Annotated in this window: 20 protein-coding genes; 6 read left to right on the forward strand and 14 right to left on the reverse strand. The window is 61.5% G+C overall.

Annotation, left to right across the window (positions count from 1 at the left end):
- Positions 1-38 precede the first annotated feature (38 nt).
- Entirely contained in the window at positions 39-2,453 is a 2,415-nt protein-coding gene (locus BT116_RS16405) for a glucose/quinate/shikimate family membrane-bound PQQ-dependent dehydrogenase (protein WP_072345591.1), read from the reverse strand.
- 406 nt (positions 2,454-2,859) lie between these two features.
- On the opposite strand from BT116_RS16405, the gene BT116_RS16410 reads away from it, so the two are divergent.
- Together BT116_RS16410 and BT116_RS16415 are read left to right on the forward strand one after the other, a co-directional pair.
- Entirely contained in the window at positions 2,860-3,090 is a 231-nt protein-coding gene (locus tag BT116_RS16410) for a VF530 family protein (protein WP_072345593.1), read from the forward strand.
- A gap of 3 nt (positions 3,091-3,093) precedes the next feature.
- A complete protein-coding gene (locus BT116_RS16415) occupies positions 3,094-3,753 on the forward strand; it encodes a Pr6Pr family membrane protein (protein ID WP_072345595.1) in 660 nt (219 codons plus the stop codon).
- A 176-nt stretch (positions 3,754-3,929) separates the two neighbouring features.
- Here BT116_RS16415 and BT116_RS16420 read toward each other — a convergent pair whose 3' ends face one another.
- Genes BT116_RS16420 through BT116_RS16430 form a run of 3 tightly spaced genes read right to left on the reverse strand, consistent with a single transcriptional unit; the run spans position 3,930 to position 5,276 of the window.
- Positions 3,930-4,139: a DUF1289 domain-containing protein gene (locus BT116_RS16420; RefSeq protein ID WP_072345597.1), complete on the reverse strand. Its 210-nt coding sequence runs from the start codon at positions 4,137-4,139 to the stop codon at positions 3,930-3,932.
- Positions 4,136-4,660 carry a gamma carbonic anhydrase family protein gene (locus tag BT116_RS16425; protein ID WP_063324543.1) on the reverse strand — a complete coding sequence of 175 codons (525 nt, stop codon included), beginning with the start codon at positions 4,658-4,660 and terminating at the stop codon, positions 4,136-4,138. The genes BT116_RS16420 and BT116_RS16425 overlap by 4 nt, the downstream gene beginning before the upstream one ends.
- Before the next feature lie 16 nt (positions 4,661-4,676).
- Positions 4,677-5,276, reverse strand: coding sequence for a CoA pyrophosphatase (locus BT116_RS16430; protein WP_072345599.1), 600 nt, complete (start codon positions 5,274-5,276; stop codon positions 4,677-4,679).
- A gap of 145 nt (positions 5,277-5,421) precedes the next feature.
- Between BT116_RS16430 and BT116_RS16435 the strand changes: the two genes are divergently transcribed.
- From BT116_RS16435 to BT116_RS16445, 3 genes are all read left to right on the forward strand, one after another.
- The gene (locus BT116_RS16435) at positions 5,422-5,973 is read left to right on the forward strand and encodes an NUDIX hydrolase (RefSeq protein ID WP_072345601.1); all 552 of its coding nucleotides are present in this window, start codon (positions 5,422-5,424) and stop codon (positions 5,971-5,973) included.
- A 41-nt stretch (positions 5,974-6,014) separates the two neighbouring features.
- A complete protein-coding gene (locus BT116_RS16440) occupies positions 6,015-6,521 on the forward strand; it encodes a L,D-transpeptidase family protein (RefSeq protein ID WP_072345603.1) in 507 nt (168 codons plus the stop codon).
- A 370-nt stretch (positions 6,522-6,891) separates the two neighbouring features.
- The gene (locus BT116_RS16445; RefSeq protein ID WP_218190416.1) at positions 6,892-8,028 is read left to right on the forward strand and encodes a scabin-related ADP-ribosyltransferase; all 1,137 of its coding nucleotides are present in this window, start codon (positions 6,892-6,894) and stop codon (positions 8,026-8,028) included.
- A 532-nt stretch (positions 8,029-8,560) separates the two neighbouring features.
- On the opposite strand, the gene BT116_RS16450 is transcribed toward BT116_RS16445, so the two are convergent.
- Positions 8,561-8,872 (reverse strand): YqfO family protein, encoded by a 312-nt coding sequence (locus BT116_RS16450; protein ID WP_072345606.1) that lies wholly within the window; start codon positions 8,870-8,872, stop codon positions 8,561-8,563.
- Positions 8,873-8,876: 4 nt separating this feature from the next.
- Positions 8,877-12,773: a phosphoribosylformylglycinamidine synthase gene (purL, locus tag BT116_RS16455; protein ID WP_072345607.1), complete on the reverse strand. Its 3,897-nt coding sequence runs from the start codon at positions 12,771-12,773 to the stop codon at positions 8,877-8,879.
- A gap of 288 nt (positions 12,774-13,061) precedes the next feature.
- Between purL and mltF the strand changes: the two genes are divergently transcribed.
- Positions 13,062-14,522: a membrane-bound lytic murein transglycosylase MltF gene (mltF, locus tag BT116_RS16460; protein WP_072345608.1), complete on the forward strand. Its 1,461-nt coding sequence runs from the start codon at positions 13,062-13,064 to the stop codon at positions 14,520-14,522.
- 217 nt (positions 14,523-14,739) lie between these two features.
- Here the strand turns inward: mltF and pdxJ are convergent, their stop codons facing one another.
- The 8 genes from pdxJ to lptF form a co-directional block, all read right to left on the reverse strand.
- Positions 14,740-15,483, reverse strand: a complete 744-nt coding sequence (gene pdxJ, locus BT116_RS16465) for a pyridoxine 5'-phosphate synthase (protein ID WP_072345609.1) — start codon at positions 15,481-15,483, stop codon at positions 14,740-14,742.
- A 49-nt stretch (positions 15,484-15,532) separates the two neighbouring features.
- The gene (gene recO, locus BT116_RS16470; RefSeq protein ID WP_072345610.1) at positions 15,533-16,222 is read right to left on the reverse strand and encodes a DNA repair protein RecO; all 690 of its coding nucleotides are present in this window, start codon (positions 16,220-16,222) and stop codon (positions 15,533-15,535) included.
- Between the two features lie 195 nt (positions 16,223-16,417).
- Complete coding sequence (gene era / locus BT116_RS16475) at positions 16,418-17,320, reverse strand: GTPase Era (protein WP_072345611.1); 903 nt, start codon at positions 17,318-17,320, stop codon at positions 16,418-16,420.
- On the reverse strand, positions 17,313-18,002 hold the full coding sequence (gene rnc / locus BT116_RS16480; protein WP_057448995.1) for a ribonuclease III: 690 nt from the start codon (positions 18,000-18,002) through the stop codon (positions 17,313-17,315). Before rnc ends, era begins: the two co-directional genes overlap by 8 nt.
- A 183-nt stretch (positions 18,003-18,185) precedes the next feature.
- Positions 18,186-19,040 (reverse strand): signal peptidase I, encoded by an 855-nt coding sequence (gene lepB / locus BT116_RS16485; RefSeq protein WP_063324533.1) that lies wholly within the window; start codon positions 19,038-19,040, stop codon positions 18,186-18,188.
- Between the two features lie 5 nt (positions 19,041-19,045).
- Entirely contained in the window at positions 19,046-20,845 is a 1,800-nt protein-coding gene (gene lepA, locus BT116_RS16490; protein WP_063324532.1) for a translation elongation factor 4, read from the reverse strand.
- A gap of 247 nt (positions 20,846-21,092) precedes the next feature.
- Positions 21,093-22,154: an LPS export ABC transporter permease LptG gene (gene lptG / locus BT116_RS16495; RefSeq protein WP_063324531.1), complete on the reverse strand. Its 1,062-nt coding sequence runs from the start codon at positions 22,152-22,154 to the stop codon at positions 21,093-21,095.
- Positions 22,147-23,268 (reverse strand): LPS export ABC transporter permease LptF, encoded by a 1,122-nt coding sequence (gene lptF / locus BT116_RS16500; protein WP_072345612.1) that lies wholly within the window; start codon positions 23,266-23,268, stop codon positions 22,147-22,149. Before lptF ends, lptG begins: the two co-directional genes overlap by 8 nt.
- Positions 23,269-23,504 lie beyond the last annotated feature (236 nt).

Genomic DNA, 23,504 nt, shown 5'->3' on the forward strand with positions numbered 1-23,504 from the left:
CGCCAAGGTGTCGCCTTTTTCATTGCCGCCGGTTGGGCTTAATCCGGCAGCTTGTAGGCAATCACATAATCACCCTGCTTGGTGCCCAGGGAACCGTGGCCGCCGGCGACGACCAGCACATATTGCTTGCCGTCCTTGCCGGTGTAGGTCATCGGCGTGGTCTGGGCGCCCGCTGGCAGGCGACCCTCCCACAGTTGCTTGCCGTTTTTCACGTCATAGGCACGCAGGTACTGGTCGAGGGTGCCACTGAGGAACGCCAGGCCGCTGCCAGTGGTGAACGTACCACCCAGGCTCGGAACACCCATGCTCAGCGGGATCGGTACTGGCGAGCTGTCGCGCACGGTGCCGTTCTTGTGTTTCCACAGGGTCTTGTTGTTGGTCAGGTCCACCGCCGCCACATAACCCCAGGCCGGCGCCTGGCAAGGCAGGCCCATCGGCGAGAGCAGCGCTTCGAGGATCACCCCATACGGCGCGCCTTTGTTCGGCTGTACGCCTTCGGTTTCGCTCTTGCGCCCCGGACCGCCAGCCACTTCGGCTGCTGGCACCAATTTGGACTTGAACGCCATGTAGCTCGGGTTGACGAAGGCGATCTGGCGCACCGGGTCCACCGAAATACCGCCCCAGTCGAACACACCGAAGTTACCCGGGTAAACGATTGAGCCTTGCAGCGACGGCGGCGTGTACATGCCGTCATAGCGCAGCGACTTGAAGTCGATCCGGCACAACATCTGGTCGAACGGGGTCACGCCCCACATGTCGCGTTCCTTGAGGACCGGCGGCACGAAGTTCAGGTCGGACATCGGTTGGGTCGGCGAGGTGTGGTCACCTTCCACCGCGCCTTGGGGTACCGGGATTTCCTTGATCGGGATGATCGGCTGGCCATTGCTGCGGTCCAGCACGTAGATGCTGCCCTGCTTGGTCGACGCCAATACAGCGGGTTTCACACCATCGGCGGTCTTCATGTCCATCAGGGTCGGTTGACCGCCGACGTCCATGTCCCACAGGTCGTGATGGGTGAACTGGAAGTACCAGCGCACCTTGCCGGTGGCGATGTCCAGGGCGGTCAGTCCAGCTGAATATTTTTCCGATTCCGGCGTACGCATGCCACCGAACTGGTCGGGGGTCTGGTTGCCCATCGGCAGGTAGAGCATGCCGAGTTTTTCATCGACGCTGAACATGGACCACATGTTCGGCGAATTGCGGGTGTAGGTCTTGCCCTCGGCAATCGGCGCGGTGTCGTCCGGGTTGCCGCTGTCCCAGTTCCACACCAGCTTGCCGGTGTGCACGTCGTAGGCACGGATCACACCGCTTGGTTCGTCGGTGGAGACGTTGTCGGTAACGTGGCCGCCGATCACCACCAGGTTCTGGGTGACCGCCGGTGGCGACGTGGAGTAGTAACCGCCGGCCGTGAAACCGCCGATGTTGGCAGTCAGGTCGACCTGGCCCTTGTCGCCGAAGTCTTCGCACATCTTGCCGGTGTCGGCGTTGAGGGCGATCAGGCGGGTGTCGGCGGTCGGCAGGAAGATCCGCCGCGGGCAGACGGTGCTGGCCGGTGTAGTGCTGGCGGTGCCGGTGGGACTCTGTTCGGCGGAGGCGTACACCGCGTCATCGTGGTAGGTCACGCCACGGCAGGTCATGTGGGCCCACCCCTTGAAGTTCTCCGCTTTTTGCGTGGAAAGCTTCGGATCGAAACGCCAGATTTCCTTACCGGTGTCAGGCTCCAGGGCAATCACCTGGCTGTGGGGCGTGCACACGTAAAGCATGCCGTTGACCTTCAGCGGGGTGTTTTCAGCGGTGGTCTCGCCAGGGTCGTTCGGTCCTGGCAGGTCGCCGGTACGATAGGTCCAGGCCGGCACCAGTTTGCTGACGTTCTCGGGGGTGATCTGCGCCAGTGGCGAATAGCGGTCACCGTGGGCGCTGCGCCCGTAGGAGTTCCAGTCGCCGTCCGGCATGGCCGGTGCGGTGTTGGCCATACCCGGCACGCTGTCACGATCCAGTTGGCCCTTGATCTCACCCGGGTTGGTGAACTGGCTGGCGAGGGCGGCGACACCGGCGATGACCACGGCGGCGCCCAATGCGCGGGTTCCGGTGGCCGAGGCATCGGCGGTCAACAGCGGGCGGCGGAACCACGGCAGCAGCATGACGATGCCCAGGGCAAACAACAGCGCCAGGCGCGGCACCAGTTGCCACCAATCCAGGCCCACTTCCCACAACGCCCACACGGTGCTGGCGAACAGCACCAGCGCGTACAGGCCCAGGGCCGCGCGGCGGGCCATGATCAACAGCACGCCAGTCAGCGCCAGGCCGATACCGGCCAGCAGGTAATACCACGAGCCGCCAAGCGTGCTCAGCTTGACTCCCCCGGCCAACAGGGCCAGGCCCATCAATAGAAGCAGAATGCCGAGCAAACTCGGTAGCAGACGGCTTCGACTCAAAGCACCCTCAGTGCTCATAGTGTGTTTCTCCGTGACGTTTAAGGAGTTCCGCGCAAGTAGTCACTGTAGATGACGATCTTGCAGGGGCATGGTTCAGTTGAAAAAAGCAAATTCGGTTGCCGCGCTCCCACAGAAATCCTGAAAGACAGCGCTGTCTTTCAAAATCTGAACACTGGGCGTTCTTTGATCTTTCAGCAGGATTGAGCTGGACGCAGAGCCTTCGGCACGCCAGAAGAAGCGTTTCAGCAAGCGGGCAAGGATAATGTCCTGTTCTCAATAGAGAAAGGGCTTTTGCTGACATGAATCATCTCGGATTCGGTAACAGTGCGCCTGGCGCTGGCGGCCATGATGAAGGCTATGCTTCCACCAAAGGGGCACCTCGGCTAAGGTGCGCGGCTTTACATCTTTAGCGCGAAGACCTCCCATGAGCGAACCCAACAACAACCCGCTGCACGGCGTGACGCTGGAGCAGATTCTCAACGTCCTGGTGCAGCACTATGAATGGTCGGGGCTGGCCGAGCGCATCGACATCCGTTGCTTCAAGAGCGACCCGAGCATCAAGTCGAGCCTGACCTTCCTGCGCAAGACGCCGTGGGCGCGGGAGAAAGTCGAGCGCCTGTACATCAAGTTGATGCGCACCAAGCGGCCGGTCTGAGCCGTGGGCAGTGCTCGGGGTCGTCACCTCACGCTGCGACAGCGTTTTGTCTCGGTGGCGGCACTGCTGGGCTGGGTGGGATTGAGCATCCAGTTGTATCTGATCCTGCTGGGTCGCTGGAAACTGGACGCGAGCCTGCTGGGCGGGCTGGTGAGTTTCTTCAGTTTCTTCACGGTCCTGACCAACACCCTGGTGGCCGTGGTGTTGACCTGGGAACTGACCCCTGGCGAATCGGCGGCCCGGCGCTGGTTCCTGCTGCCCAGCGTGCGCAGCGGCATCGCCGTGAGCATCGCCCTGGTCGGCCTGGCCTACAACCTGCTGCTGCGCCACCTCTGGCAACCCGAAGGCTGGCAGTTCGTGGCCGACGAATTACTGCACGACGTGGTGCCCTTGCTGTACATCGCCTATTGGTGGCTGTGGGTGCCCAAAGGTACCTTGCGCCTGGGTCACATCAAGCTGTGGGTGATCTACCCCTTGGTGTATTTCGCCTATGTCCTGCTGCGCGGGGATCTATTGGCGGCTTACCCCTACCCTTTCATCGATGTGGCGAACCTGGGTTATCCACAGGTGTTCATCAATGCCGGGGGGATATTGCTGGGGTTTGTCGGGATTGCGCTGGGGGTGGTGGGGTTGGATCGGTGGTTGGGGCGGCGGTCGCATTAAGCATTGCTGATGAATTCCTTGTGGCGAGGGGATTTATCCCCGCTGGGCTGCGCAGCAGCCCCTCTTGACAGCCTAAGTGTTTCCCCCGACAGACCTGGAAGCCTGATTTGGGGCTGCTTCGCAGCCCAGCGGGGATAAATCCCCTCGCCACAGGAGTTGTGTCTGAAATAAGGGATTCAAGACCTGGCTGGCAACATCCACACCAGCCCACTGGCCTTGGCCCGTTCATGACACAACGCCAAGACCCCACGGCGTTCCTCGTTGTCCATCCGACTCCAACGGGTGATCTCCGCCACGGTGCGCTGGCAACCGGTGCAGATGTCGTCATCGTCCAGCGCACAGATGTTCACGCAGGGCGAAGGCACCGGGCGTTCAGGGGCGCTCATGGTTCCTGCTCGAACAGGTCACGGGCGTAGCGCTGGGAATTGTGCACATAGTGCGCCGCACTGGCCTCGAGCATTTTCTTCTGGGCCTCGGTCAGTTCACGCACCACCTTGCCAGGCGAGCCCATCACCAGCGAACCGTCGGGAATTTCCTTGCCCTCGCCGATCAGCGAGTTGGCGCCGATGATGCAGTTCTTGCCGATCTTCGCGCCGTTGAGAATCACCGCGTTGATGCCGATGAGGCTGTAGTCGCCCACCGTGCAGCCGTGGAGCATGGCGTTGTGGCCGATGGTCACGCCGGTGCCGATGGTCAGCGGATAGCCCATGTCGGTGTGCATCACCGTGCCGTCCTGCACGTTGCTGTTCTTGCCGATCAGGATCAGTTCGTTGTCACCGCGCAGGACGGCGTTGAACCAGACGTTGGCGCCCTCTTCGAGGCGGACCTTGCCCACCAGCGTGGCGTTGGGCGCAACCCAGCTCTGTGGGTGGGTTTCGACACGGGCATCGCCCAGGCGGTATTTCATGAGAGTCCTCGGGGCGTCAGGTATTGATGAAACTCTTGGGCGGTTTGTGCAGGTCGATTTCGGCGTCGTACAGCAGGTTGACCAATTCGACGATCATGATCGCCGTCAGGCCCCAGATCTTGAATTCACCAAACCGATAGCTGGGCACGTACCAACTGCGGCCCTGGTAATCGATCCGGTGCGTGTGTTCGCGCGGATCCTTGCGGAAAAACTCCAGCGGCACGCTGAATACCGCAGCGATCTCGGCATCGTTGGCCTGGTATTCGACGTAGTCCGGAATCACTCCGACATACGGCGTGACCTTGATGCCATGCAGGGAGATCAATGGGCTGAGCGGGCCAATCACTTCCACCAGGCCGGGCGGCAGGCCTATTTCTTCCTCGGCTTCGCGCAGGGCGGTGAAGATCAGGTCCGGGTCTTCCGGGTCGCGACGCCCGCCGGGGAACGCCACCTCGCCGCCATGGGTCGAGAGCCCGCTGGCGCGCAGGGTCAGTACCAGCTCCGGTTCATCGCTGCGGGTAATCGGCACCAGCACCGCGGCTTCAGGGAAACGTCGGTCAGCCTGCAGATCGTGCGGGGTATGGTTGCTTACTCGATGCAGTAGCTCGTCCAGCATGAGACTTCTCGATTTATTCGCTACCTTGCATCATGCACCAATCGTTCAAGCGGCCCAACCCCCGCACCGCGTCGTGTCGCGAAACGACAACTTGCCGCACCGGCCCACGCACGCCAAGATAGGCGCAGCATTCAGGAATCCAAGCATGAAATTCTGCAGCCAGTGCGGTAACCCGGTGACCCAGCGCATCCCCGAAGGCGACTCGCGCCTGCGTTTTGTTTGCGACACCTGCCACACCATCCATTACCAGAACCCCAACATCGTCGCCGGTTGCGTACCGACATGGGGCAGTAAAGTCTTGTTGTGCCGACGCGCCATCGAGCCAAGGCGTGGTTACTGGACGCTGCCGGCGGGCTTCATGGAGAACGGCGAGACGGTCGAACAGGCCGCCGTGCGCGAAACCGCCGAGGAAGCCTGCGCCCGCGTGCGAAATTTAAGCATCTATACCCTGATCGACGTACCGCATATCAGCCAAGTGCATGTATTCTTCCGCGCCGAGCTGGTGGACGAAGATTTCTCTGCCGGGCCTGAGAGCCTGGAGGTTAAACTGTTCGAAGAAGCGGATATTCCCTGGGATGAACTGGCGTTCCGCACGGTGGGCCGCACCCTGGAATATTTCTATGCGGACCGTCGGGGCGAAGATTACCCGGTGCGATCCGAATCGATCCCGCCGTTGGCTCAGCCTGCCAATACTTGAAAAACCAATATAGCCACAACACCTCTAGGGATATCGTTTCAATGCGCTGGTTGCTTGTCTTGTTCTGCTTGTCGTTCACTGCGATGTCCCAGGCCGCTGCGGTGGGAACCTACAACGGCAAGGTCATCGAAAAAGTGCTGGTGCTCAAGTCCGCCCATCAATTGCAATTGATCAACGACGGCAAGCCGCTCAAGAGCTATCGCATCTCCCTGGGCAAGGGCGCCAAGAAAGGCCCCAAGCTGATCGAAGGCGACAAGCGCACCCCTGAGGGTTTCTACTGGATCGACTGGCGCAAGACCAGCGACCGCTTCTATCTGTCGATGCACATTTCCTACCCCAACATCACCGACGCCGCCCGCGCCCGCCGTGAAGGCGTGGAACCGGGGGGCATGATCATGATCCACGGCACGCCTGATTCGGAAGAGAACCCTGAGCAGTTGTTCCATACGCTGGACTGGACAGATGGCTGCATCGCCATGCGCAACGTCGACATGCGCGAAGTCTGGAACCTGGTGCCGGATGGCACCATGATCGAGATTCGTCCGTAACCCCTCGCCACACCACTATTCCCCCCTGGCGAGGGAGCTTGCTCCCGCTGGGCTGCGCAGCAGACCCAAACAGCCAGCCTCAATCGACCTGACACACCGCGCTCGATCGTTCCCACGCTCCCGCGTGGGAATGCCGCCAGGGACGCTCTGCGTTCCGCTTCTGGGTTGCCAGGTTTTGGGGCCGCTTCGCGCCCCAGCGGGAGCAAGCTCCCTCGCCACAGGGGACGGTGTTGGTTTCACATCTTGCTACAAGTCCCGGAAGCGGAGCGCAACCGCCTTATCAGCTTTGATCTACCCTCAAAACTGATGCGGTGGCGCGATGCCCCGCAGAATTCATAGTGAGACGTGTCACGTCGAAGCATAGGCAGTCATGACGTATGTGATTCGACAGGGCTTCACCGTTCCAGATGGACATCAAATCATGACAACTCATAACAGTTTTATACGGACGACCGCGGTTGCGGTGGTGGCGTTGGCGGGTGTTTGGCAGTTGGGAGGCGACGCGTGGGGGGCCGGGGCGCCTGCGGAGGGTAAAGAGGAGCCGTGGTATCAAGCCTGGCTTCAGGTTACGGCGGATTCGAGCGTGCCGATTCGCGATACCAAGCCATTCTTGCAGTGGCGCACCGACATGGACGCGCTCTATCGCGGCGACACCACCGGTCAGGGCCTCGGGGCCTTCAGGGACGGTATCTTGCCCAAAGCCATAGGCTTTCCCGTGATCGATTGGATGTATGACTGGTGGGACCACGGGGCTGGAGTAGGAAAATCGATCTATAGCAGTACAACCCGTGATCAGGCTATCGCTCAGAGTTTCGCCCAGGAATGGGTGTACGAGATCAAAGCCCCCCATGGAATCGACCAGGATAAATCGGGAGGGGCAGTCAGCGAGCAGGAAATCAGTTTCCCTGGGGGAATCAAGCGTCAGTTCGTCAAGCAGGCATGCAAGAAGGATAATCTCTCCGATTGCGCCGCGAACCCGAACTACCGTGAACCGACCGGCCAAGAAAGCCCATCTGACGTTGCGGCCGTGACCATTGACTGGAGTCGGATAGCCCCCCCGGAAGGCATGCCATGGGTAAACACTAAAGACTCTCTATGGGCAGTCAGTTCTCCGATAGCCAACCCCGTACAGGGAGCGGATGCGCTTGCTAACGGATTACGAGGCAGGAACTCTATGGCTCCCAATTTGAGACTGGGGACCTCCCCGGAGGACAATATCTACACGAATTCGGCTGTTATAGCCTTCTATGAATACAATGACGCCAGGGTCTGGGCGATCACGGAAGCACAGAACGGCGGCTGGGTGTATGAAGTCAGACCCAACACCCCAGCGGTGGATCTGGCACGGCCAAATTTCGGCGGACGTAACGGCGCTGTCGCCTTCATCGGCGGTATCAAAGGCGGCCTATTGATGAACGCCCGCCGTTTCGAGAAAGGCGTGAGCCAACCGGTCGAGTGCATTGGCATCGAAAAAGAAGCGTGCCGGCTTGAGAACCTCCATCAATAATTCTCAAGGAATGAATCCCTCGCCACAAAACACCATCCCCCGTGGCGAGGGAGCTTGCTCCCACTGGGCTGCGCAGCAGCCCCAAAGCAGCCCGAACTCAATCGACCTGACACACCGCGCTCGATCGTTCCCACGCTCCCGCGTGGGAATGCCGCCAGGGACGCTCCGCGTTCCGCTTCTACAAGGTGACGCAGAGCGTCACGGGATGCATTCCCACGCGAGCAGCGACACCCAAAGGCTGGAGCCGCGCTTCCGAGGGACAACCCTAAAAACATGTCGGAAACTTCGGTGCGTCTGACAGACCGCAATTTCCGTGGCGAGGGAGCTTGCTCCCGCTGGGGCGCGAAGCGGCCCCAAATAATTCCCTCGCAACTCGGTGTGCCTGGCAGATCCAGGGGGCTGCTGCGCAGCCCAGCGGGAGCAAGCTCCCTCGCCACAGGGTTCGTGTACATAGATAAATCGGCTTCAAATAGCGCCCAATAAAAAACCCGCTGATTCAATCAGCGGGTTTTTTATTTCAGCGGCCAGCGGATCAGAAATCCTCCAACCGCCACACCTCATACGCCGGTGTCTCGTAGGGATGGCTCTGCTTCAACGCCGCCACCACCGCACGGATCAACTCATCGGCAACGACAAGCTCCACCTTCCACTCCTCGACCTGCTCGACCTGCCCCGCCTCGCCAATGAACGGCTGGCTGCCGTCCAAGGGGCGAAACTGGCCCAGGCCCAGCACCTGCCAGGCGCAGTGGTCATAGTCGCCGATACGCCCGCCACCGGCGGCGAATACGGCGCTTTTGACCACCTCCAAGTGGCTGGCCGGGACGAAGAAGCAGAGCTTGTACACCGCCTTAGTTCACCCAGACGCGGGCGTTGCGGAACATGCGCATCCAGGGTGCGTCTTCGTTCCAGTCGTCCGAACGCCACGAGTTCTGCACCGCGCGGAACACCCGCTCCGGGTGCGGCATCATGATCGTGACGCGGCCGTCGCGGCTGGTCAGGCCAGTGATCCCGCGCGGCGAGCCGTTCGGGTTGGCCGGGTAGGTTTCGGTGACTTTGCCGTGGTTGTCGACGAAACGCAGCGACACGCAACCGGACAGGTCGGCTTCGAGCAGGGCTTCTTCGCTTTCGAATTCGGCATGGCCTTCGCCGTGGGCGATGGCAATCGGCATGCGCGAACCGGCCATGCCCTGCAGGAAGATCGAGTTCGACTCCTGGACCTGGACCATCGCCACGCGCGCTTCGAACTGCTCGGAACGGTTACGCACGAAGTGCGGCCAGAACTCGCTGCCCGGGATCAGCTCGTGCAGGTTGGACATCATCTGGCAACCGTTGCACACGCCGAGGGTGAAGCTGTCGGTGCGCTCGAAGAAGCCCTGGAACGCGTCGCGGGCGCGGCTGTTGAACAACGCCGACTTGGCCCAGCCTTCACCGGCACCCAGCACGTCGCCGTAGGAGAAACCGCCACACGCCACCATGCCCTTGAAGTCGTTCAGGTCGACACGGCCGGCCAGGATGTCGCTCATGTGCACGTCGATCGCGCTGAAACCGGCACGGTCGAACGCCGCCGCCATTTCCACCTGACCGTTGACGCCCTGCTCGCGCAGGACCGCCACTTGTGGGCGAATGCCTTTCTTGATGTAGGGCGCGGCCACGTCGTGGTTGACGTCGTAGCTGAGCTTGGCGCTCAGGCCCGGGTTGTCTTCTTCCAGCAGTGCGTCGAATTCCTGCTCGGCGCAGTCGGCGTTGTCGCGCAGGCGCTGGATCTGGTAGCTGGTTTCCGCCCACTGGCGCTGCAACAGGCTGCGCTGGCCTTCGAAGACGGTGTCGCCGTTGAAGGTGATGTTGATATGGGCGTTGTTGATCGGCTGACCGATCACCGAGACGCAGTCGGCCAGGCCAGCCGCGCTGAACTGGGCGAGGATGTCCGGGGTGGCGTCCTGGCGAACCTGGATCACCGCACCCAGTTCTTCGTTGAACAGGATGGCCGGGATTTCAGCGGTGGACTCGGCAACGCTGTCGAGGGTCAAGCTCAGGCCGCAATGGCCGGCGAAAGCCATTTCCACCACGGTGGTCAGCAAACCACCATCAGAACGGTCATGGTAGGCCAGCAAGTGACCGTCGGCGTTGAGGCCCTGGATGACGGCGAAGAACGCCTTCAGATCTTCGGCATCATCGACGTCCGGCGCTTGCGAGCCGAGCTTGCCATGCACCTGGGCCAGGATCGAGGCGCCCATGCGGTTTTGGCCACGGCCCAGGTCGATCAGGATCAGGTCGGTGGTGCCCTTGTCCATGCGCAACTGCGGGGTCAGGGTCTGGCGGATGTCGGTGACCGGGGCGAAACCGGTCACGATCAGCGACAGCGGCGAGGTCACGCTCTTGTCCACGCCTTCGTCGTTCCAGCGCGTGGCCATGGACATGGAGTCCTTGCCCACCGGGATGGTGATACCCAGCTCCGGGCACAGCTCCATGCCGACGGCCTTGACGGTGTCGTACAGACGGGCGTCTTCACCCGGGTGGCCAGCGGCGGACATCCAGTTGGCCGACAGCTTGATGTCGGAGATCTTGCCGATGCGCGACGCCGCGATGTTGGTCAGGGTCTCGCCAATCGCCATGCGGCCCGACGCCGGAGCGTCCAGCAGTGCCAGCGGCGTACGCTCGCCCATGGCCATGGCTTCGCCGGTGTAGACGTCGAAGCTGGTGGCGGTCACGGCAACGTCGGCCACCGGCACCTGCCACGGGCCGACCATCTGGTCACGGGCCACGAGGCCGGTGATGGTGCGGTCGCCAATGGTGATCAGGAAACTTTTGCTCGCCACGGCCGGGTGATGCAGCACGCGCTCGATGGACTCGGCGAGGTCGAGGGTCGACGGATCGAAATCGTCCCCCAGCTCGGCTTCGCGAACGGCCGAACGGTGCATGCGCGGGGCCTTGCCCAGCAGCACTTCCAGCGGCATGTCCACCGGGCTGTTGCCGAAGTGGCTGTCGGTGACGGTCAGTTGCGGCTCGGCGGTGGCTTCTCCGACCACGGCGAACGGGCAGCGCTCGCGCTCGCAAATGGCCTGGAAGCGCTCGAAGTCGGCCGGGCCGACTGCCAGGACGTAACGCTCCTGGGATTCGTTGCTCCAGATTTCGTGCGGGGCCATGCCCGGCTCGTCGTTCGGAATGTTGCGCAGTTCGAAGCGGCCACCACGGCCACCGTCGTTGACCAGTTCCGGGAAAGCGTTGGACAGGCCGCCGGCGCCGACGTCGTGGATAAAGCTGATGGGGTTGTGTTCACCCAGCTGCCAGCAACGGTCGATGACTTCCTGGCAACGACGTTCCATTTCCGGGTTTTCCCGCTGGACCGAGGCGAAGTCCAGGTCCGCCGAGCTGGTGCCGGTGGCCATGGAGGAAGCCGCGCCGCCGCCCAGGCCAATCAGCATGGCCGGGCCACCGAGGACGATCAGCTTGGAGCCGACCAGGATTTCACCTTTCTGCACGTGGTCGGCGCGGATGTTGCCCATGCCGCCGGCGAGCATGATCGGCTTGTGGTAACCGCGAACTTCTTCACCACGCGGAGTGGTAATGGACTGTTCGAAGGTACGGAAGTAGCCGGTCAGGGCCGGACGGCCGAATTCGTTGTTGAACGCCGCGCCCCCAAGAGGACCTTCGATCATGATGTCCAGGGCGTTGACGATGCGCTCAGGCTTGCCGTACGGCTTTTCCCAGGGCTGTTCGAAGCCCGGGATCTGCAGGTTCGATACGGTGAAGCCGGTCAGGCCAGCCTTGGGCTTGGCGCCGCGACCGGTGGCGCCTTCGTCGCGGATCTCGCCACCGGAGCCGGTGGACGCACCCGGGAACGGCGCAATCGCGGTCGGGTGGTTGTGGGTCTCGACCTTCATCAGAATGTGCACCGGCTCCTGGACCGCACCGTACTGGCGGGTCTCAGGGTTCGGGTAGAAGCGACCGGCGACGTTGCCGACGATCACCGCGGCGTTGTCCTTGTAGGCCGACAGCACACCTTCGTTGTGCATCTGGTAGGTGTTCTTGATCATGCCGAACAGGCTTTTTTCCTGGCTCTGGCCGTCAATGTCCCAACTGGCGTTGAAGATCTTGTGGCGGCAATGCTCGGAGTTGGCCTGGGCGAACATCATCAATTCGATGTCGTGAGGGTTGCGCTTCAAGCCCTGGAAAGCGTTGACCAGGTAATCGATCTCGTCTTCGGCCAGGGCCAGGCCCAGCTCGGCGTTGGCTTTCTCCAGCGCGGCACGGCCGCCGCCCAGTACGTCGATGGCGGTCAGTGGCTTGGGTTCGGCGTGGCTGAACAGGCCGGCGGCCTGCTCCAGGTTGCCCAGCACGACCTGGGTCATGCGGTCATGCAGGCCGTCGGCGATCAGTTGGGCCTCGGCCTCGCTGAACTCACCGGCGACATAAAAGGCAATGCCGCGCTCCAGGCGCTGGACTTTCGCCAGGCCGCAGTTACGGGCGATGTCGCTGGCCTTGCTCGACCACGGCGAAATGGTGCCGAAACGCGGCAGTACCAGGAACAGGCGACCGGCCGGCTCCTGGACAGGAACACTGGGACCGTACTTCAGAAGGCGCGCAAGCACCTGCTGTTCGTCGCCGGTCAAACCGCCGGTGACTTCGGCGAAGTGAGCGAATTCAGCATACAAGCCACTGACAGCCGGAACCTTCTGGCTCAGTTGCTCAAGGAGTTTGCTGTGGCGAAAGGCAGAAAGGGCAGGAGCGCCGCGCAGGATCAACATCTTCGGGACAGCCTCGGGAAGGGGGTGTGCTTTGAGGCCGTGCATTCTAGCCTAAACCGCCGGCAACGGCACCCGAAACGGCACGCGCAGTGCTGGCCGAATGTCGGTCTTTGCGTGCGCGGCGGTATTGGACATCCGTGCCAAGGCTGCCGAAGAGATATTTTTCAGCGATGCAAAGCCCTGCGCGCCCCGGCCGGCCTGTGTTGCGGACATGTTTTGCAATGGCTAGCAGACTGGCCTTTTGCTGTCGAGATATGGCGGTAGGGGCCGTTTGCGTATACTGCGCAGATGTTTTCCCCAACGGCTTTGCGTCCGCGATATGCCAGATGGCTGATCGCAACCGGACTCTTCCTAGTGCTCAGTGGTTGTGTTGAGAAACCCAACACACTGGAGCGCGTGAAGGAGGATGGCGTGCTGCGGGTGGTTACCCGAAACAGCCCCGCCACCTACTTTGAGGATCGTAACGGTGAAACCGGCTTCGAGTACGAGCTGGTGAAGCGCTTCGCCGACGATTTGGGGGTGGAACTGAAGATAGAGACCGCCGACAACCTCGACGACCTGTTCAGCCAGATCGGCAAGCCCAACGGTCCGGTATTGGCAGCCGCGGGCCTGGTCAGCAGCGAACAGCGCAAGAAGCAGGTACGGTTTTCCCGCTCCTACCTGGAAGTCACCCCGCAGATCATCTACCGCAACGGCCAGTCGCGCCCCACCGACGCAGCCGCTTTGGCCGGCAAAAAAATCATGGTGCTCAAGGGCAGCACTCACGCCGAACAACTGGCACAGCTTAAACAGCAATACCCGGGCATCGAATACGAAGAGTCCGACGCGGTTGAAGTGGTCGACCTGCTACGCATGGTGGATGAGGGCCAGATCGACCTGACCCTGGTGGATTCCAACGAAGTGGCGATGAACCAGGTGTACTTCCCCAACGTGCGCGTGGCGTTCGACCTGGGTGATGCCCGCAGCCAGAGTTGGGCGGTCGCCCCCGGTGAAGACAACAGCCTGCTCAACGAGATCAACAGCTACCTGGACAAAGTGCAGAAGAACGGCACCCTGCAGCGCCTCAAAGACCGCTATTACGGGCACGTCGATGTCCTCGGCTACATGGGCGCCACCACGTTCGCCCAGCATTTGCAGCAACGGTTGCCCAAATATGAACAGCACTTCAAGGCCTACGCCAAGCAAGAAAAAGTCGATTGGCGCCTGCTGGCTGCGATTGGCTATCAGGAATCGCTGTGGCAACCGGCGGTCACGTCCAAGACCGGCGTGCGCGGCCTGATGATGCTGACCCAGAACACCGCCCAGGCGATGGGCGTGTCCAACCGCCTGGATCCGAAGCAGAGCATCATGGGCGGCGCCAAGTACCTGGCCTACATGAAGGACCAACTGGACGAAAGCATCCAGGAGCCCGACCGCACCTGGTTTGCCCTCGCTGCCTATAACGTGGGCAGCGGCCACCTGGACGACGCGCGCAAACTGGCGGCCAAGGAAGGGCTGAACCCGAACAAGTGGCTGGACGTGAAGAAGATCCTGCCGCGCCTGTCGCAGAAACAGTGGTACAGCAAGACCCGCTATGGCTACGCCAGGGGCGGCGAGCCGGTGCATTTCGTGGCGAACATCCGTCGCTACTACGACATCCTGACCTGGGTGACGCAGCCGCAGCTGGAAGGCAACCAGGTGGCCGAGGGCAACCTGCACGTGCCGGGTGTCGACAAGAGCAAGCCTAACCAGGAAAGCCCGCAGCTCTGAAGCTATGCACCATCCCGATGCAGTGATGAATCTGTGGCGAGGGGATTTATCCCCGTTGGGCTGCGCAGCAGCCCCAAAGCAGTCAACTCAATCTGCCTGACACACCGAGGCGCCAGATTTTTTAGGGCTGCTTCGCAGCCCAACGGGGATAAATCCCCTCGCCACAATGAATCAAGCAGGCCTTAAACGAGCAGGCACATTGAGTTATGGGGTGGCATCAGGCTTTCGCGGCAGCCAGGATCAGCGCTTTCATTTCCGATACAGCCGACTTGAACCCGACGAACAACGCATGGGCCACCAACGCGTGGCCGATGTTGAGCTCGTTGATGCCCTTGATGGCCGCAACGGCTTCGACGTTGTGGTAGTGCAGGCCATGGCCGGCATTGACGATCAGGCCCTTGGCCAGGCCGAAGGCGACACCGTCAGCGACTCGCTGCAGCTCATCGGCCACATCCGTGGGAGTCTCGGCATCAGCGTAACGGCCCGTGTGCAGCTCGATGGCCGGCGCGCCAACACGCTTGGAAGCCTCGATCTGCCGTTCGTCGGCATCAATGAACAGCGATACCTCGGCGCCGATCTTCGACAAGCGCTCCACTGCCAAGCTGATCCGCGCCTCCTGCCCCGCCACGTCGAGGCCACCTTCGGTGGTCAGCTCCTGGCGAGTCTCCGGCACCAGGCAGATGTGCGCCGGGCGGATGAGCTCGGCGAACGCCATCATCTCTTCGGTTACGCCCATTTCGAAGTTCATGCGGGTTTGCAGCACGTCCTTGAGCAGCAGCACATCTCGCTCCTGGATGTGACGACGGTCTTCACGCAAGTGTACGGTGATGCCGTCGGCGCCCGCCTCTTCCGCGTCCAATGCGGCCTTGACCGGATCCGGGTAACGCGTACCGCGGGCCTGGCGCAGAGTGGCGACATGGTCGATGTTCACGCCGAGAAGAATGCGATTGCTGGTGCTCACGAAAAGGCTCCTGAATGGACGAATAGTCGGCCCACAGCATACGGGTTGATCAGGGCTTGCGAAACAACTCGCGACTGACCAGTGGCCGCCCGCCCAGGTGCACAGCCAGGGCTTGGCGCATCAGCCGCTTGGCTGCCGACAAGGCGCCTGGCGCACTCCAGTCGGCCTCGGCCATCGCCAGCAGCTCGGCCCCGTTGAACAGCCCCGGTTGCAACAGGTAGACCTGCTCCAGGCCAGCATCCACCTGTAAGCGGTACAGACCATCCGCCGCAATGGGTTCGCCGTGCAGATCAGTGTTCAGCGCGAAGCCGTAGCCCAGGTCATCCAGTAGCCGCCACTCAAAGGAGCGCAGCAGCGGCTCCAGCGGCCGCCCTTCAGCCAGGGCCAGCAGCGTGGCGGCGTAGTGGTCGAAGACGGCAGGATGGGGATCTTCGGCCGGCAGCAGGCGGATCAGCAATTCATTGAGGTACAAACCGCTGAACAATGCCTCGCCGTTGAGCCACGCGGCCACGCCATTGCTTTCCATGCGCCCGACATTTTTCAACTCGCCCCGGCCACGGAATTCGACTTCCAGGGGCACGAACGGCCGCGCCAGTGTCCCGGCCTTGCCCCGCGCTCCACGCAACACCGCCCGCAGCCGCCCTTGCGGCGTGAGGAAGTCCACCAGGGCGCTACTTTCGCGGTAGGCGCGGCTGTGGAGGACGTAGGCGGGTTGGGCGATGGGGTGGGTTGGGGACATCAGGGGCCTGAATATCAGAAGATATCGACTATGGAAGAGAGCCTTGTGGCGAGGGAGCTTGCTCGCGCTGGGCTGCGAAGCAGCCCCCTGGATCTACCAGACACACCGAGTTGCCGGAAGGGTATTGGGGCTGCTGCGCAGCCCAGCGCGAGCTTGCTCCCTCGCCACAAGAGCCCGCCCACCATGATCCTGGGATTACAGGTCGCCGTAACCCAACGACCGCAGCGCCCGCTCGTCGTCGGACCAGCCACCCTTCACCTTGACCCACAGGTTGAGCATGATCTTGGAGTCGAACAGCAGTTCCATGTCCTTGCGCGCCTCGGTGCCGATGCGCTTGATGCGCTCGCCCTTGTCGCCAATGATGATTTTCTTCTGGCCGTCACGTTCGACGAGGATCAAAGCATGAATGTGCAGGGTCTTGCCCTGTTGCTTGAACTCTTCGATCTCGACCGTGATCTGGTAGGGCAGCTCGGCCCCCATCTGACGCATGATTTTCTCACGCACCAGCTCGGCGGCGAGGAAACGGCTGCTGCGGTCGGTGATCTGGTCTTCGGGGAAGAAATGATCGTTTTCCGGCAGATGTTCGGCAATGACCCGCTCCAGTGCGTCGAGGTTATGGCCGTGCTGGGCAGAGATCGGGATGATCTGGGCGTTCGGCAACTGTTCCTGCAACCAGGACAGGTGCGGCATCAGCTCAGCCTTGTCTTCGATCCGGTCGGTCTTGTTCAGCGCCACGATCAGCGGGCCGGTGACGTACTGGACGCGCTCGAGGACCATCTGGTCTTCTTCGGTCCACTTGGTGCGGTCGACCACGAAGATCACCACGTCGACGTCTTTCAACGCCGCCGAGGCAGTCTTGTTCATGTAGCGGTTCAGGGCCTTTTCGCCGCCCTTGTGCATGCCCGGGGTGTCGACGTAGATCGCCTGCACGGCGCCTTCGGTCTTGATGCCCAGCATGTTGTGGCGGGTGGTCTGGGGCTTGCGCGAGGTGATCGCCAGCTTCTGGCCCAGGATGTGGTTCAGCAGCGTGGATTTACCCACGTTCGGCCGACCAACAATGGCGACATAGCCGCAGCGGGTGACGGTTGTATCAGTCATTACCATTCTCCACACCCAGGGCAATCAATGCTGCGGCGGCCGCTACCTGTTCGGCAATACGACGACTCACACCCTGACCCCGGCTTTTTTCATTCAATAGGACCACTTCGCATTCGACGAAGAAGGTACGGCAATGCGGCTCACCCTGGATATCCACGACTTCGTAGCGCGGTAGCTCGCAACTGCGCGATTGCAGGAATTCCTGCAAACGGGTCTTCGGGTCCTTGTTGGTGTCCACCAGCGTCAGGCTGTCGATCTCGGACGTCAGCCAGGCCAGCACGCGTTCACGCGCCATTTCCATGCCTGAGTCCAGATAGATCGCGCCAATCAATGCTTCCAGGGCATCGGCCAGGATAGATTCGCGACGGAAACCGCCACTTTTCAGCTCGCCGGAACCCAGGCGCAGGTAGTCGCCCAGGTCGAAACCACGGGCCAGTACGGCCAGGGTCTCACCTTTTACCAAGCGCGCGCGCAAACGCGACAATTGGCCTTCGCGGGCCAGCGGGAAACGCTCGAACAGCGCCTCACCGGCCACGAAGTTGAGGATGGCATCACCGAGGAATTCCAGGCGTTCGTTGTTACGCCCGGCAAAACTGCGGTGAGTGAGGGCCAGGAGCATCAGGTCCTGGTCCTTGAAGGTGTAGCCGAGCTGACGCTCGAGACGGCTTAGAGAAACGCTCACGGTTTACCCACGCTGAGTTCGTGGCTGGATTCCACCGCCGCGGCGGCAAGGCGCCGTTGGCTTGGGACAATTAACGCTGTGTTCAAAAATACGTCCTGACTATCGTTGGCTTCATGCCTTCGGGCAACCTTGCGCAGGCTCCAGAAAAGCATTCGGCGCTGTGTTCAACAGCGCCGTGGGTGATTACTTGATCAGGCCAACCCGCGAGAAATTCGGCAGGTGACTGAGTTTGGGTTCCGGCCAGCTCATCCAGACCGCAAAGGCCTTGCCGACGATGTTCCGGTCCGGGACCATGCCCAGCAGGTCCTTGGGAATGTTCGGATCATCCCAGTACCGGCTGTCGTTGGAGTTGTCGCGGTTGTCTCCCATCATAAAATAGTGCCCCGCCGGCACGGTCCACGAATGGTCCGGTGTAGCGCGGTAGCGGCTCATTTCCTTGCGGATCAGGTGCTCGGCCTCGCCGAGTTTTTCCCGGTAGAGCTCGGCACTGCCCAGCGTACCCGGCTCGGAGCCGAGCAACTGTTCGGCCACGGATTCGCCATTGACGAACAGGCGCTTGTCGGCGGTGTAGCGAACCGTGTCGCCCGGCAGGCCGACGACACGCTTGATGTAGTTGACGTTCGGGTCGCTCGGGAAGCGGAACACCATGACATCGCCGCGTTGCGGATCACCGACTTCGATGACCTTCTTGTCGATCACCGGCAGGCGGATCCCATAGGAAAACTTATTCACCAGGATGAAATCGCCCACGTCCAGGGTCGGCTTCATCGAGCCGGACGGGATCTGGAAAGGCTCCACCAGGAACGAGCGCAGCACCAGCACGATGAACAGCACGGGGAAGAACGACTTGCCGTACTCGACCAGCAGCGGTTCCTTGTTGAGCTTTTCGATCACCACACCATCAGGCTGGCTGACGCTGCCCTGATAAGAGGCGATGGCCGCCCGGCGCCGAGGCGCCAGGAACAACAGATCAAGCAACGCCAACAGGCCGCAGACAAACACGGCGATAACCAGCAACAGCGGGAAATTTAGCGACATAGGACCTAACTATCCAACCTGAGCACCGCAAGGAAGGCTTCCTGTGGAATTTCCACGTTACCGACCTGCTTCATGCGTTTTTTACCGGCCTTCTGCTTTTCCAACAGCTTGCGCTTACGGCTCACGTCGCCACCGTAGCATTTGGCCAATACGTTCTTTCTGAGCGCCTTGACGGTTGTACGCGCCACAATCTGCCCGCCAATGGCGGCCTGGATTGCCACGTCGAACATCTGCCGCGGAATCAGTTCCTTCATCTTCTCGGTCAATGCACGACCTTTGTAGTGCGCGTTGTCACGGTGCACGATCAATGCCAGGGCATCGACTTTCTCACCGTTGATCAGCACATCCAGCTTCACCAGATTAGCCGATTGGTAACGATCGAAATGATAGTCCAGCGAAGCATAGCCGCGACTGGTGGATTTGAGGCGGTCGAAGAAGTCCAGTACCACCTCGTTCATCGGCAGGTCGTAGGTCACCTGGACCTGCGTGCCGAGGAACAGCATGTCGTGTTGTACGCCACGCTTCTCGATGCACAACGTAATGACGTTGCCCAGGTGCTCCTGAGGCACAAGGATGTTGGCCCGCACGATCGGTTCGCGCATGTCTTCGATGGCCGACAGGTCCGGCAGCTTGGACGGGTTGTCGACGTAGAGGGTCTCGCCGTTCTTGAGCAACAGCTCGAAAATAACCGTCGGTGCCGTGGTGATCAGGTCCAGGTCGTATTCGCGCTCCAGGCGCTCCTGGATGATTTCCATGTGCAACATGCCCAGGAATCCGCAACGGAAGCCGAAGCCCAGGGCATCGGAGCTTTCCGGGGTGTATTGCAGGGACGAGTCGTTCAGGGTCAGCTTTTGCAGGGCTTCGCGGAAATCCTCGAAGTCGTCGGAGCTGACCGGGAACAGGCCGGCATAGACCTGCGGCTGGATGCGTTTGAAGCCTGGCAGCACATCGACGTCGGGGGTGGAACTCAAGGTCAGGGTGTCGCCGACCGGCGCCCCGTGGATGTCCTTGATACCGGCGATGATGAAGCCCACTTCACCGGCCTTCAGGTCTACGGTAGCGGTGTGTTTCGGGTTGAATACACCGACGCTGTCCACCAGGTGGATCTTGCCGGTGGACTTGACCAGGATCTTGTCGCCCTTCTTCACGCGGCCATGGCGCACGCGAACCAGGGACACCACGCCCAGGTAGTTGTCGAACCAGGAGTCGATGATCAACGCTTGCAGCGGATCTTCGATGTTGCCGGTCGGCGCGGGAATGGTGTGCACCAGGCGCTCGAGCACTTCGTCCACGCCCAGGCCGGTCTTGGCGCTGCAGGTGACCGCGTCGGTGGCATCGATGCCGATGATTTTCTCGATTTCTTCCTTCACGCGGTCCGGATCGGCCTGGGGCAGGTCGATCTTGTTCAGCACCGGCATGACTTCCAGGCCCTGCTCGATGGCCGTGTAGCAGTTGGCAACCGACTGGGCTTCGACGCCCTGGCCGGCATCGACCACCAGCAGCGCACCTTCACAGGCCGCCAGCGACCGGCTGACTTCATAAGTGAAGTCGACGTGGCCCGGGGTATCGATGAAGTTCAGCTGATAGGTGATGCCGTCGCGGGCCTTGTAATAGAGGGTAACGCTGTGGGCCTTGATGGTGATCCCGCGTTCACGCTCGAGGTCCATGGAGTCCAGGACCTGGGCTTCCATTTCACGCTCGGCCAGGCCGCCGCACATCTGGATGAAGCGATCGGCCAGCGTCGACTTGCCATGGTCAATGTGGGCGATGATGGAGAAATTGCGGATATGACTCAAATCACTCACGGATCAACACTCAAAAAGGCTGCAGGCATAGCCCGCCGAAAAATAGCCGGGAATTGTACCTGATACAGACGCCATTGTGGCGAGGGGATTTATCCCCGCTGGGTTGCGAAGCAGCCCCACGATCCATCAGCCATCGCGATGTGCCAGGCAGGGCGCAGGGGGCTGCTTCGCAGCCCAGCGGGGATAAATCCCCTCGCCACAGCAAGCTCCCTCGCCACAGAAGCCCGCTCACCATAAGAAATCCGAGTCAACCCGCCCGACGCAACAGCCAGAGCCCGGCCAACGCGCAGACACCGGCCGGCACCAGCACCGCAAACAGCGGCGAGAAGCCGAACACCAGGCTCGACGGCCCCAGCAGATCCTGGGCAATGCGGAAAGTGAAGCCCACCAGTACACCGGTAAACACCCGCTGGCCAAGGGTCACCGAACGCAGCGGACCGAAAATGAAGGAAATCGCCATCAACACCAGGGCGGCGGTGACCAACGGTTGCAACACCTTGACCCAAAAAGCCAGCCAATAGCGGCCATTATTCAAGCCCTGGTCCGCCAGATAGTGGATATACCCCCACAAGCCGGTAATCGACAGGGATTCAGGCGCCATCACCACGGTGCTGAGCAACTGCGGGCTGATCGACACGTCCCAACGCTCCCGCGGGGCGGCGACCACCTCGGTGCGCTTGTCATGGAACAAGGTGGTAGTGACATCGATCAACTGCCAGTGGTCCTCGGCGAATTTGGCGCGCTTGGCGAAGCTCGACGACAGCATGTGCCGCTGGTCATCGAAGCGATAACGGGTCACGCCGTACAGAATGCCGTTGGGCTGGACCGAGTTGATGTGGATGAACTCGTCGCCCTGGCGGTGCCACAGGCCGTGCTTGGCGCTTTGCGCATCACCGCCGCCCTGGGCCAGGGAACGGTTGGCCTGGGCGGTGTTCTCGGTGGCCGGGGCAATGTATTCGCCGATCAACACCCCCACCAGCATCAGCACCAGCATCGGCTTCATCACCGCCCAGACGATCCGACCAATGGACACGCCTGCGGCGCGCATGATGGTCAGTTCGCTGTTGCTGGCCAGGCTGCCCAGGCCGATCAGGCAGCCGATCAGCGCCGCCATCGGCAGCATGTCGTACAGGCGCCGAGGCGCGGTCAGCAGCACGTAGCTCGCCACGTCCGTCAGGGTATAGGTGTCGCTGACGTCGCTCATTTCATCGATGAAGGCAAACAGGGTCGCCAGGCCAAGGATGATCCCCAGCACCGCGAGGATCGCCATGAACACGCTGCTGCCGATGTAGCGGTCGAGCTTAACCACGGGCCACCTCCAGCGCGCTGCGACGACTGGCCAGTTTCAGGCGCAGGGGCTCCCAATAGAGCAACCCCAGGCCGATGGCCAGGAAGATGCCATGCACCCACCACAAGCCCAGCGCCGGCGGTATCTTGCCCTTCTCCAGGGCGCCGCGGGCGGAAATCAGGATGGTCAGGTAAGCCATATACAGGAGAATCGCCGGCAGCAACTTGAGGAAACGGCCCTGGCGCGGGTTGACCCGCGACAACGGGACCGCCATGAGTGTCACGATGAACACCAGCAGCGGCAACGACAGGCGCCATTGCAGCTCGGTGCGGGCACGAATGTCCTTGTTGCCCAGCAGGCTGGCGGTCGGCATCGCGTCGCGATCGGTGACTTCGTCGCTGACCTCGGGCTTGGGCAACAGCACGCCATAGGTGTCGTACTTGATGGCCCGGTAGTCGGCCTGCCCCGGCTTGCCATCGTAGCGATAGCCATTGTGCAGGATCAGGTAGCGGTTGCCGTCTGGGTTGATTTCCTGCCGACCCTTCTCGGCCACCAGCACGGAAATGCCACGGTCTTTCTTGGTGTCCGAAGAGAGGTTCTTTTGGGTAATGAAGACGCCGCCCAGGTCGATCCGGTCATCCGAGAGCTGTTCGGTGTAGGTCACCCGCGTACCGTCGCGCAGGGCCTGGAAACGCCCTGGCACCAGGGTGTCGAATTCGGTCATGGCGTCCTGCTGGTTGATCAGCAGTTGGAATTGGTTGGCGCCCTGGGGCGACAGGCTCAGGCTCAGCCAGGCCACCACCAGCGCCACCAATGTGGCCGGGAACAGGGTCATGCGAAACAGCCGTTGCTGGCTCATGCCCGTGGCCGACAGCACAGTCATTTCGCTGTCCAGGTACAGGCGCCCATAAGCCAGCAAAATGCCCAGGAACAACCCCAGCGGCAGGATCAGTTGCAGGAAGCCCGGCAGGCGGAACCCCATGATCAGGAACAGGGAGCCCGGATCCAGGGCGCCGGAGGCCGCCTGGGCAAGGTATTTGATGAAGCGTCCGCTCATGATGATGACCAGCAGCACGGCGCTCACGGCGCTCAGGGTCAACAGGACTTCGCGGGATAGATAACGAAAGACGATCAAACCAGACACTCCAGGGTTGTCAGGCTGGGTTTGTATGAAAAGTGCCTGCGCGACTTTTCATACAAAACCTTAAGGCGGCCAAACAAGCAAACGTATCGAGCCGGTCCGCCAACGCGAACCGCCGAAAAAAGAGCCGCATTATCCTGTGATTGGAGGCGCCTGTCACTTCGCACGCTTTAAACCGGTGCTTAAAGCCAAAAGTTAGCGCCGTCGAGGGTTGTCAGGCTCGGGCGCCG

The sequence above is a fragment of the Pseudomonas sp. NFACC16-2 genome (assembly GCF_900119205.1).
Taxonomy (GTDB): Bacteria; Pseudomonadota; Gammaproteobacteria; order Pseudomonadales; family Pseudomonadaceae; genus Aquipseudomonas; species Aquipseudomonas fluorescens_Q.

What these genes read in the sequence shown, in the direction of transcription:
- lepB (WP_063324533.1), bottom strand. Translation starts at nt 19,040, where the DNA reads ATGTCGCTAAATTTCCCGCTGTTGCTGGTTATCGCCGTGTTTGTCTGC.
- era (WP_072345611.1), bottom strand. Translation starts at nt 17,320, where the DNA reads ATGACTGATACAACCGTCACCCGCTGCGGCTATGTCGCCATTGTTGGT.
- BT116_RS16405 (WP_072345591.1), bottom strand. Translation starts at nt 2,453, where the DNA reads ATGAGCACTGAGGGTGCTTTGAGTCGAAGCCGTCTGCTACCGAGTTTG.
- purL (WP_072345607.1), bottom strand. Translation starts at nt 12,773, where the DNA reads ATGTTGATCCTGCGCGGCGCTCCTGCCCTTTCTGCCTTTCGCCACAGC.
- BT116_RS16445 (WP_218190416.1), top strand. Translation starts at nt 6,892, where the DNA reads ATGACGTATGTGATTCGACAGGGCTTCACCGTTCCAGATGGACATCAA.
- BT116_RS16410 (WP_072345593.1), top strand. Translation starts at nt 2,860, where the DNA reads ATGAGCGAACCCAACAACAACCCGCTGCACGGCGTGACGCTGGAGCAG.
- recO (WP_072345610.1), bottom strand. Translation starts at nt 16,222, where the DNA reads ATGTCCCCAACCCACCCCATCGCCCAACCCGCCTACGTCCTCCACAGC.
- BT116_RS16435 (WP_072345601.1), top strand. Translation starts at nt 5,422, where the DNA reads ATGAAATTCTGCAGCCAGTGCGGTAACCCGGTGACCCAGCGCATCCCC.
- mltF (WP_072345608.1), top strand. Translation starts at nt 13,062, where the DNA reads ATGTTTTCCCCAACGGCTTTGCGTCCGCGATATGCCAGATGGCTGATC.
- BT116_RS16425 (WP_063324543.1), bottom strand. Translation starts at nt 4,660, where the DNA reads ATGAAATACCGCCTGGGCGATGCCCGTGTCGAAACCCACCCACAGAGC.
- BT116_RS16430 (WP_072345599.1), bottom strand. Translation starts at nt 5,276, where the DNA reads ATGCTGGACGAGCTACTGCATCGAGTAAGCAACCATACCCCGCACGAT.
- BT116_RS16440 (WP_072345603.1), top strand. Translation starts at nt 6,015, where the DNA reads ATGCGCTGGTTGCTTGTCTTGTTCTGCTTGTCGTTCACTGCGATGTCC.
- BT116_RS16420 (WP_072345597.1), bottom strand. Translation starts at nt 4,139, where the DNA reads ATGAGCGCCCCTGAACGCCCGGTGCCTTCGCCCTGCGTGAACATCTGT.